We start from the raw sequence: 8850 nt of genomic DNA, 5'->3' as shown, positions 1-8850 counted from the left end.
CGACGACCTGTCGCGTCGCACCGAGCAGCAGGCGGCCAATCTGGAAGAAACCGCGGCCTCGATGGAGGAGCTGACCTCGACGGTGAAGCAGAACGCCGAGCATGCGCATCAGGCCAACCGCCTGGCGCAGGACACCGCGGGCGTGGCCTCGCGTGGCGGCGCGGTGGTCGAGCAGGTGGTGGACACCATGTCCGGCATCGCCGAAGCATCGAAGAAGATGGCCGAGATCATCGGCGTGATCGACGGCATCGCCTTCCAGACCAACATCCTGGCGCTCAACGCCGCGGTTGAGGCGGCGCGCGCCGGCGAGCAGGGCCGAGGTTTCGCGGTGGTGGCCAGCGAGGTGCGCGCGCTGGCGCAGCGCTCGGCGACCGCGGCGCACGAGATCAAGGGCCTGATCGACGCCTCGGTCGGCAAGATCGACGATGGCACCGCACTGGTCAACGGCGCTGGCGACACCATGCGCGAGGTCGTGGCCAGCGTGCGCCGGGTCACCGACATCATGAGCGAGATCGCCGCCGCCTCGCAGGAGCAGAGCGCCGGTATCGAACAGGTGAGCAAGACCATCGTGCAGATGGACGAAGCCACCCAACAGAATGCCGCGCTGGTCGAGGAGGCCACGGCGGCGGCGCGGGCGATGGAGGATCAGGCCGAGGAACTGCAGCGCGCGGTGGCGCTGTTCAAGCTCGCGGCACCTTCGTCGGGCGGCCTGGCCGCGGCGGGCCGGGCGCGGCTGGAGCTGGTGTCGTGAGCGCCATGCGCAGCGCAGCGCTGCTGCTGGCGCTGGGCGTCGCCGCACCGGCCTGGGCCGGGACCGCCAGCGCCAATCTGGCGGCGACCTCGAACTACGTCTCGCGCGGATTCGAGCAGAGCTGGGGGCGGCCGGTGCTGCAGGGTGGGCTGGACGTGGCCGCGGACAGCGGCTGGTATGCCGGCACCTGGGCGTCCGGGGTGAGCCCGTACTTCATCGAAGGCGGGCACGTGGAGTGGGACGTGTATGCCGGCTACGCGGCCAGCCATGGCGACTGGGGCTGGCGCGCCGGCGTCTACCACTACGCCTACCCGGGCGCGCGCATGAGCGCCAGCGGCACGCGCTACGACTATGGCGAGGCGATCGTCGCCGGGCACTGGCGCACGCTGGAACTGTCCTACGCCAGCACCTGGACGCGCGACTACTTCGGCTACAACAGCGCCACGCTGGGCGTCGGCCAGGGCCGGCACTCGCGCGGCTCCGGCTATCTGGCGCTGGACGCCACGCTGCCGCTGGCGCCGGACTGGCAGGCCAGCGTGCATGCCGGCCACCAGCATGTGCGCAACTTCGCCGACTACGGCTGGACCGACGCGCGCGTGGGCCTGAGCCGCACCTGGCGCGGCACCGAGTTCGGCCTGAGCTACGCACGGGCCTGGAACAGCGCCGGCGTCTATCGCCGCTACACCACCGGCGTGGCGGATGGCGAGGGCCGGGTGCACGTCTCCAACCCGATCGACGGCGCCTGGTCGTTCTCGATCAAGCGCAACTTCTCGCTGTAGGCTCAGCCGTCGGCGGGCGCTGCGAACGCCTCCACGGCGAGCCGGTCCAGGTAGGCGCGCAGGCGTTGCTCGCGTTGCGCCGGGTCGCTGGGCAGCGGGCGCGCTTGCGTGCCGCCGCCGCTGCGCGCATGCACGCGTGGATACGGCTGTGCCGGCGCCGGCACGCCCAGGAAGGCGCACAGCGGCTCCCAGCCCGTCTGCGCGTCGGTGTCGAGCACCAGCAGGCGCTGCGCCGGCACGCTGGCGATGACCGCCTGGTTCCAGCGGCGGAAATAGTCGGTCATGAAGCCGCGATCGTCGATGCGCGTGGCGAAGTCGCGGCGCAGGAACCGGCTCAGCCGCTGGCCCTCGGCGCCGAACAGGGCCGGCACGCGGCCGTCGCTGGCGAAGATGGTGCTGCGCACCGACTCGAACCAGGCATCGGCATCGCGCACGGTCAGGATCACCTTGGCCTGCGGGTAGCGCGCGACCAGCTCGCGCCAGAAGCAGCAGCCGGGATAGTCGACGCTGGCGGTATAGCCGGCGAACAGCGTGTCCCAGTCCGCCTGCCCGTCGATCGCCGCATTCCACAGCGGCAAGGCCTGGCGCAGGTGCGCGGCCAGTTCCATGGCGTGATAGCAGCGGCCCAGGCCCAGATGTTCCAGCGCCAGCTTCAGCGACAGGGTGCCGGTGCGGCCGAGGCCGGCGCCGATGACGCGCAGGCTCATGCTGCCGCCCCGGCGCCCTGCGCCAGCCACTGCGCCGCCTCGCGGCCCAGTTCCGCCTGCGCACGCGCCTCGTAGTCGGCAGCGACGGCCTCCGGCAACAGCGCGCGCCAGCGGCCACTGCGCCCCTGGTTGAAGAAGGCCTTGCCGCCCTCGCGCCACAGCCCGGCACCCTGCGGCACATAGCGCGCGGCGTGCTGGCGCATGTAGCCGAACTGGCAGTGCACCAGGATGGTCTCCCAGGCCGCCTCGCGCACCGGAATCTCCAGGAACGCGGCGATACGCCGCACTTGCCCGGGCAGATCCTGCAGCAGGTCGGCGTAGTGCACCAGCAGCACGTTCGGCTGCGCGCGCTGCTTCCACCAGCTGCGCACGCCCTCCCAGAACGGCCAGAACGGTGCGCCGTCGTGGGCCAGCCAATGCGCCACGTAGGCATCCATCGGCAGGCTCGGCGGCGGCACCACGCGCAGCTTGCCCGGTTCGGCCGCCCCGGCATCCAGCCGCGCCTGCGCATCCTGGCTGACCGCACACTGGTGGTCGTACAGGCTCAGCGCGATGTCGCGGCCGTCGCGGCCGATGTACAGGTATTTGGCGCGATCGCTGTCCACCAGCGCATCGGCGGGCAGATGTGTCTTGATGAAGCGCCGGTGGGTCTGCGCCTGCAGCAGCGCGAGCTTGCTCGTGCGGTCCGGGTACACGCCGTCCAGCCACGGCGAGATCGCCGACACGTCGACGTCCGCCGCGCCCTCGAACAGCAACTGCGCGACGATCTGCTGCAGCCAGGTGGTGCCGGCCTTGGCGTAGCTGGCGATGACGATGTCGCCGTCGCGAAACTCCAGTTCGTTCCAGGCGGCGGAATCGAAAAAGCGGTTGGAGTATTCCCGGGACTTGGCGAAGGCGGCGGAATCAGCCATGCGGGGTTTCCGGTGTGCGGGGGAAGGGCGCCGTCGCGGGCGGCTGGCGGGGCGGGGCTGTCGTGCGCGGGCGCAAGGCGATGCGGACATCGAGTGGGCGCAGCACCAGCGCTGGATACGGTCGCGGCCGCGCATCCGCCGCCAGGTGCAGGGTGCGCTCGCGCAACAGACCGGCCACGACCACAGTCATCTGCACCAGCGCCAACTGGCTGCCGATGCAACTGCGCGGACCGCCGCCGAACGGAAAGTAGGTGTAGCGCGCCGGTGTCTGCGCCGGGTCCAGCCAGCGCGCCGGCAGGAAGCGGTCCGGCGCGGCGAAGTGACGCGGATCGCGCTGCACCACCCACTGGCTGACGATCAGCTGGGTACCGCGCGGCACCGCGAAGCCGCCCAGCGTGGTGTCGCGTTGCGCGATGCGCGCGGTCATCCATGCCGGCGGATACAGGCGCATGGCCTCCTTCACGCAGGCGCGCGTCAGCGGCAGGCGTTCGACGAGCGCATCGGCGCAGGGCGTGGCGGATGCGCCGCCGATACCGGGCAGGGCATCGGCTTCCTCCGCCACGGCCTGCGCGATCGATGGATGTTGCGCCAGCAGCAACAGCGTCCAGGTCAGGCCGGCCGCCATCGGCTCCAGCGCCGACATCAGCATCGCCGCCGCTTCGTCGCGGCACCAGTCGTCGTCGGCCTGCGGAGCGTCGCGTCGCAGCAGCTCCAGCACCGAGGCGTCTGCGTCATCAGAATGTGGCGACGTCAGGATCTGCGTCAGCGCGGTGTCCAGTGCGCCGCGTGCGGCACGCAGGCGGCGCTTGCCGGCACTCGGCCACCAGGCCGGCGCCGCAGACGGCGTACGCGTCTGCTGCAGGATCGCATCGACCATCGGCAGCATCCGCAGCAGCGCCGGCGCGTGCGCCGCATCGCCGAGCAGGAAGCCGGCGCCCAGTTGCGCGCAGAGCGCAGTCATGCTCAGGCGCAGGTCGTGCACGTTGTCGATGTCGTCGCGCGAGCGCAGCAGAACCTGTGTGGCGGCGGCCGCCTTTGCGGCGTAGTCGCGCACCAGGCTGGCGCGGAACGCGGGCTGCAGCGCCTGGCGCTTGCGCCGCCAGGCCTCGCCCTCGCTGTTCATCACCGATGCCGGAAATGCAGCGCGCCGCGCACGCGGATCCGGATCGGATTTGGCGTAGAGGCTGCCGTCGTCGCCGAGCACCGTGGCGATCGCGCTTGGTGCTGCGAGCAGATAGGTGCGCTCGGCGATCCGCACCACGTCGCCATGCGTGCGTGCGCAGTGTTGCAGGAAGTCGAGGGGATCGGTGGCGAAAGCCTGCCGGTTGCCGAACGCCCAGTGCCCGCGCGGGCCTGGCGGGCGCGGGTGCGGATCGGTCACGTGCAGATCCGCACGAATAGCCGTGTCGGCGGGTCACACCGCGACGCAGGAGGGGACATGGAGCCGATGGCGAACGGGCGTGCAGCCGTGCGAAGCGGAGAGCGCTGGGGAGAGGGGGCGGGTCGCCCCCTCTCGCACGGTCATGCCACGCGACGGTGGCGGGGGAGGTCAGTAGGTGTAGATGTAGCCGAGCTTGCGGCCACCGAGGCTCTGCACCCAACGCGACAGCGAATCAAAAAGGCGTTTCATGGCGATACTCCTGATTGAGCGGGGGATCTGTTGCGATTGTCGCGCCTGCCTCAGCGTGGCAGGCGCGGAAAAAAGCATCCTCGCTTGGATGCGGCGGCGCAAGCAAAAGACTGAAGCGCGGCCAACTGCAATGCGCATGTCATCTGCAGTTTTGTGGCGTGTGTCGCACGCGATTGCAGCGCATCGCCGCGCATGCCATGCAGGGTGCCGCCCTGCACGTGTGGCCACTGCGTCGCCATCGCTGCGTGCTATGGTCGCGCCATTTCGGCAACGAGTGGCTGCGGATGCCCGTGACCCACGAGTACGATCGCCTGGCCGCGATCTACGACCGTTTCTACGATCGCTGGCCTGCCGCCGTCACCCAGCAGTGCGTCGGTGTCCTCGCCGAGCTGGCCGCGGGCCGTGCGGCGCTGGAACTGGGCATCGGCACTGGCCGCATTGGCTTGCCGCTCGCGCACTGCGATGTGCCGGTCACCGGTATCGACAATTCTCCTGCGATGCTCGAGGCCTTGCGTGCCAAGCCCGGCAGCGAACGCCTGCACCTGGTTTGCGCCGATTTCGCCGACATGCCGGTATGCGGGCCGTTCGGCCTGATCTACGCGGTGGCGGCATTCGGGTATCTGCTGACGCAGGCCGAGCAGCTGCGTTGCATGGTCAACGCGGCGCGCTGCCTGGCGCCCGACGGACGCTTGCTGATCCAGAGCGCGGTGCCGGGTGCAGAGGTGTTCGAAAGCGGCAAGGTCAGCCAGGTGCTGGACGTGCCGGACACCGACGGCGATGGCGCGGCAGTGATGCTGGTGTGCTCGCAGCCCGATCCGCTGCAGCAGCGCATCGACCAGCGCGTGGTGGTACTGGGCGAATCCGGCACGCGCATCTTCAGCGAGCGCCGCCGCTACGTGTGGCCATCGGAGCTGGACCTGATGGCGCAGATCGCCGGCCTGCGCCTGGAGGCGCGCTGGAGCGACTGGGCACGCACGCCGTATCACGGGCGCAGCCGGATCCAGATCTCCGTGTACGTGCCTGCCAGTGAGCGCACGGCCTGAGAGATTCACGCCGTCGTAAGCGCTTGACGGCGATGTCCGGTCTGCGAGTGGCGGCGTCGGAAGTAGTTGGGCTTTATCGCATTCGGCGTCTGCGGCCATGCCGCTGCCGGACTAGGCTATCCCGTTGGTGTATAGGCGAACCGCTCCTGCAGCCGCGCGCATCGTGTCTGGTCTGGTCGACGCCGTGCTACGACCCGGCACGGGCGCTTGGCTTCGCGATCGCCAGTTTGCGGCGGGGAACACTCAGCATGTCATCCTCGGTTGCGAAGTGCCGCGCTAGCCCGCGCCATGGGAGGCAGTGACAGCAAATCAGGCAAGCAACGCATCGACCAGATCAGCGTGGGCACCGGCCCCGGTTTCATGCATCGCGTGCATAGCCTGCTTCGCGTTGTGCGCGGATCGCCAGGACAAAGACGGTATCCAGCGCCACCACGTATCGGTAGAGGGCGATATATCCCTGAGCGCCTTGGCCAATCACCAGTTCACGCACATCATGGCGCGTCAGCCGGCCGATCAGCGGATTGTCCGTCAGCACGTTCGATGCGCTGACGATCTCGCTCAGACGCTCTTGGATATGCTCGGCTTCGTGTTGTTCCAGATGGCCGATGATGCGCCGTAGGTCCTCGTTGACAGAGGGCAGGAACTCGACGTGCGCCATGCTATTTCGCGAACTTGCGGGCGGCGGGAGGGGGAATGTCCTTGCCCTCAATGCGTTCCATCAGATAGCGACGCATCTCGTCCCAGGGAATGCTCTCGCCGGTTTCGAGAAATTCGCCCCAACGGCGCTCGGCCTCTGCATGGAAGTCGACGCGCCGCTCGGCCAGCTCGGCCTTCTCGGCGATGGCTTCCAGGATGAAGTTGTGCGACGTGGTGCCGGCCGCTTCCGCGGCCTTGGCGACGCGGGCCTTGAGCGCGTCCGGCAGGCGGATGGTGGTGGTGCTCATGGGGAGCTCCAGGCGATTGGTGTGGAATCAATGTAGCACAGGTGTGGTACAGACGGCCTGGCTGGACAGGCGCGTCGGCCGACTGGCCGGAAAAGGCCGCTTGCAGCAGGGACTGCGCAAGGTGACGATGTCTGCGGCTTTCGCTCCGTACGAATTTCCAGCCCCCTGCCTCCACACGCTCGCAGCGCCGGTCGCACAAAAAACGGGCGCCTCGCGGCGCCCGTTCCTGTCTGCCTGGCGATCTCCTGCCAATGGCTCAGTAGCGGTAGTGCTCCGGCTTGAACGGGCCATCGACCGGCACGCCGAGGTAGGCGGCCTGCGCGTCGGTGAGCTTGGTCAGCTTCACGCCGATCTTCTCCAGGTGCAGGCGCGCCACTTCCTCGTCCAGCTTCTTCGGCAGGCGGTACACCTGCTTCTCGTAGCTGTCCTTGTTCTGCCACAGGTCGATCTGCGCCAGGGTCTGGTTGGCGAAGCTGTTGGACATCACGAAGCTGGGGTGGCCGGTGGCGCAGCCCAGATTGACCAGGCGGCCTTCGGCCAGCAGGAAGATCGCGTTGCCGTTGGGCAGCACGAACTTGTCCACCTGCGGCTTGATGTTGATCTTCTGCACGCCCGGCAGCTTGTACAGCGCCTCGACCTGGATCTCGTTGTCGAAGTGGCCAATGTTGCAGACGATGGCCTGGTCCTTCATCTGCGTCAGGTGCTCGATGCGGATGATGTCCTTGTTGCCGGTGGTGGTGACGTAGATGTCGGCCTGGCCGAGGGTGTCCTCGACGGTGTTGACCTCGAAGCCTTCCATCGCCGCCTGCAGCGCGCAGATCGGGTCGATCTCGGTGACGATGACGCGGGCGCCGTAGGCACGCAGGCTGTGCGCCGAGCCCTTGCCGACGTCGCCGTAGCCGCACACCACCGCGACCTTGCCGGCCAGCATCACGTCCATCGCGCGCTTGAGGCCGTCGGCCAGCGACTCGCGGCAGCCGTACAGGTTGTCGAACTTGCTCTTGGTCACCGAGTCGTTGACGTTGATCGCCGGGATCAGCAGGGTGCCGGCTTCGGCCAGCTGGTACAGGCGGTGCACGCCGGTGGTGGTCTCTTCGGAGACGCCCTTCCAGTCCTTGACCACGCGGGTCCAGTAGCCGGGGCGCTCCACCGCCACGCGCTTGAGCAGGTTCTTGATCACCTGCTCCTCGTGCGAGGAGGACGGCTCGTCCACCCACTTGGCGCCGTTCTCCAGCTCATAGCCCTTGTGGATCAGCAGGGTCACGTCGCCGCCGTCGTCCACCACCAGTTCCGGGCCGGTCTGGGTACCGTCGGGCAGGGTGAAGGTCAGCGCGTCGAGGGTGCAGTCCCAGTATTCCTCCAGGGTCTCGCCCTTCCAGGCGAACACGGGGGTGCCGGTGGCGGCGATCGCCGCGGCGGCGTGGTCCTGGGTGGAGAAGATGTTGCACGAGGCCCAGCGCACGTCGGCGCCGATGTCCTTCAGCGTCTCGATCAGCACCGCGGTCTGGATGGTCATGTGCAGCGAGCCGGTGACGCGCACGCCGGCCAGCGGCTTGGCGGCGGCGTACTGGCGGCGGATCGACATCAGGCCCGGCATCTCGTGCTCGGCGATGTCCAGTTCCTTGCGGCCCCAATCGGCCAGGGAAATGTCGGCGACCTTGTAGTCGCCCTCGGTGGAAAAGCGCTTGAGTGCAGCGTTCATCGATAAAGCTCCGGTCAATGGCGAGAAACTCGCGAAGTCCGGGCGCCGTTGTCGCTCAAGCCTCGCGCCGAGCCTGGCCGGATCTGGAGACGGGGAATCCGGTCTCGATCCGGTCGCAGCGCCCCTCGGCGCAAGGGGTAACCGATTATAGCGGCTGCCGCGTGTGGCGCTTGAACGCGGGGGGGCAGGGCGGGGGATGGCAGGCCCAAGCCCAACCATCGACAGGGGGCGGGCCGCGCCGGCCCTGCTACCGTCGCTGGTTCGATCGATGCGAAGGAAAGGGGAAGAGATGAACCAGATCACAGTGCGCGGGCGCCGCCGTGTCGCCAGGCCGGTGTGCGGCCTGCTGTGCGCGGCCCTGGCCGCGGCCGGCAGCGCCGCCA

10 protein-coding genes and 1 riboswitch are annotated in these 8850 nt (G+C 68.9%); of the genes, 3 read left to right on the top strand and 7 right to left on the bottom strand.

The features are described 5' to 3' along the window. On the top strand, window positions 1-751 hold a 751-nt coding region (locus tag D183_RS0114510), incomplete at its 5' end, for a methyl-accepting chemotaxis protein (protein ID WP_017909637.1). A gap of 5 nt (window positions 752-756) precedes the next feature. Further along, window positions 757-1530 (top strand): TorF family putative porin, encoded by a 774-nt coding sequence (locus D183_RS0114505; RefSeq protein WP_223875633.1) that lies wholly within the window; start codon window positions 757-759, stop codon window positions 1528-1530. A gap of 2 nt (window positions 1531-1532) precedes the next feature. Here the strand turns inward: D183_RS0114505 and D183_RS0114500 are convergent, their stop codons facing one another. From D183_RS0114500 to D183_RS27535, 4 genes are all read right to left on the bottom strand, one after another. Further along, window positions 1533-2237 (bottom strand): sulfotransferase family protein, encoded by a 705-nt coding sequence (locus D183_RS0114500; protein WP_017909635.1) that lies wholly within the window; start codon window positions 2235-2237, stop codon window positions 1533-1535. Continuing rightward, window positions 2234-3148 (bottom strand): sulfotransferase domain-containing protein, encoded by a 915-nt coding sequence (locus tag D183_RS0114495; RefSeq protein ID WP_017909634.1) that lies wholly within the window; start codon window positions 3146-3148, stop codon window positions 2234-2236. The genes D183_RS0114500 and D183_RS0114495 overlap by 4 nt, the downstream gene beginning before the upstream one ends. After that, window positions 3141-4529 carry a cytochrome P450 gene (locus tag D183_RS0114490; RefSeq protein WP_017909633.1) on the bottom strand — a complete coding sequence of 463 codons (1389 nt, stop codon included), beginning with the start codon at window positions 4527-4529 and terminating at the stop codon, window positions 3141-3143. The genes D183_RS0114495 and D183_RS0114490 overlap by 8 nt, the downstream gene beginning before the upstream one ends. A 168-nt stretch (window positions 4530-4697) precedes the next feature. Beyond that, entirely contained in the window at window positions 4698-4916 is a 219-nt protein-coding gene (locus tag D183_RS27535) for a hypothetical protein (protein WP_157835216.1), read from the bottom strand. A gap of 146 nt (window positions 4917-5062) precedes the next feature. Between D183_RS27535 and D183_RS0114480 the strand changes: the two genes are divergently transcribed. Then, complete coding sequence (locus D183_RS0114480) at window positions 5063-5821, top strand: class I SAM-dependent DNA methyltransferase (protein WP_026144486.1); 759 nt, start codon at window positions 5063-5065, stop codon at window positions 5819-5821. Between the two features lie 358 nt (window positions 5822-6179). On the opposite strand, the gene D183_RS0114475 is transcribed toward D183_RS0114480, so the two are convergent. From D183_RS0114475 to ahcY, 3 genes are all read right to left on the bottom strand, one after another. Next, window positions 6180-6479: a type II toxin-antitoxin system RelE/ParE family toxin gene (locus D183_RS0114475; RefSeq protein ID WP_017909631.1), complete on the bottom strand. Its 300-nt coding sequence runs from the start codon at window positions 6477-6479 to the stop codon at window positions 6180-6182. 1 nt (window position 6480) lies between these two features. Next, window positions 6481-6765 (bottom strand): CopG family ribbon-helix-helix protein, encoded by a 285-nt coding sequence (locus D183_RS0114470; protein WP_017909630.1) that lies wholly within the window; start codon window positions 6763-6765, stop codon window positions 6481-6483. A gap of 256 nt (window positions 6766-7021) precedes the next feature. Then, entirely contained in the window at window positions 7022-8467 is a 1446-nt protein-coding gene (ahcY, locus tag D183_RS0114465) for an adenosylhomocysteinase (RefSeq protein WP_017909629.1), read from the bottom strand. A 33-nt stretch (window positions 8468-8500) separates the two neighbouring features. Further along, window positions 8501-8600: riboswitch (S-adenosyl-L-homocysteine riboswitch) on the bottom strand. Window positions 8601-8850: the final 250 nt, after the last annotated feature.

The sequence above is a fragment of the Xanthomonas sp. SHU 199 genome, assembly GCF_000364665.1.
In the GTDB taxonomy this organism is placed as follows: Bacteria; Pseudomonadota; Gammaproteobacteria; order Xanthomonadales; family Xanthomonadaceae; genus Xanthomonas_A; species Xanthomonas_A sontii.
Note: the sequence above shows the minus strand (reverse complement) of the source record. Positions and strands in the feature narration are given on the sequence as shown.

Coding starts and splice junctions, on each gene's coding strand:
- D183_RS0114505 (WP_223875633.1), top strand. CDS start 757: ATGCGCAGCGCAGCGCTGCTGCTGGCGCTGGGCGTCGCCGCACCGGCC.
- D183_RS0114500 (WP_017909635.1), bottom strand. CDS start 2,237: ATGAGCCTGCGCGTCATCGGCGCCGGCCTCGGCCGCACCGGCACCCTG.
- D183_RS0114495 (WP_017909634.1), bottom strand. CDS start 3,148: ATGGCTGATTCCGCCGCCTTCGCCAAGTCCCGGGAATACTCCAACCGC.
- D183_RS27535 (WP_157835216.1), bottom strand. CDS start 4,916: ATGCGCATTGCAGTTGGCCGCGCTTCAGTCTTTTGCTTGCGCCGCCGC.
- D183_RS0114480 (WP_026144486.1), top strand. CDS start 5,063: ATGCCCGTGACCCACGAGTACGATCGCCTGGCCGCGATCTACGACCGT.
- D183_RS0114475 (WP_017909631.1), bottom strand. CDS start 6,479: ATGGCGCACGTCGAGTTCCTGCCCTCTGTCAACGAGGACCTACGGCGC.
- D183_RS0114470 (WP_017909630.1), bottom strand. CDS start 6,765: ATGAGCACCACCACCATCCGCCTGCCGGACGCGCTCAAGGCCCGCGTC.
- ahcY (WP_017909629.1), bottom strand. CDS start 8,467: ATGAACGCTGCACTCAAGCGCTTTTCCACCGAGGGCGACTACAAGGTC.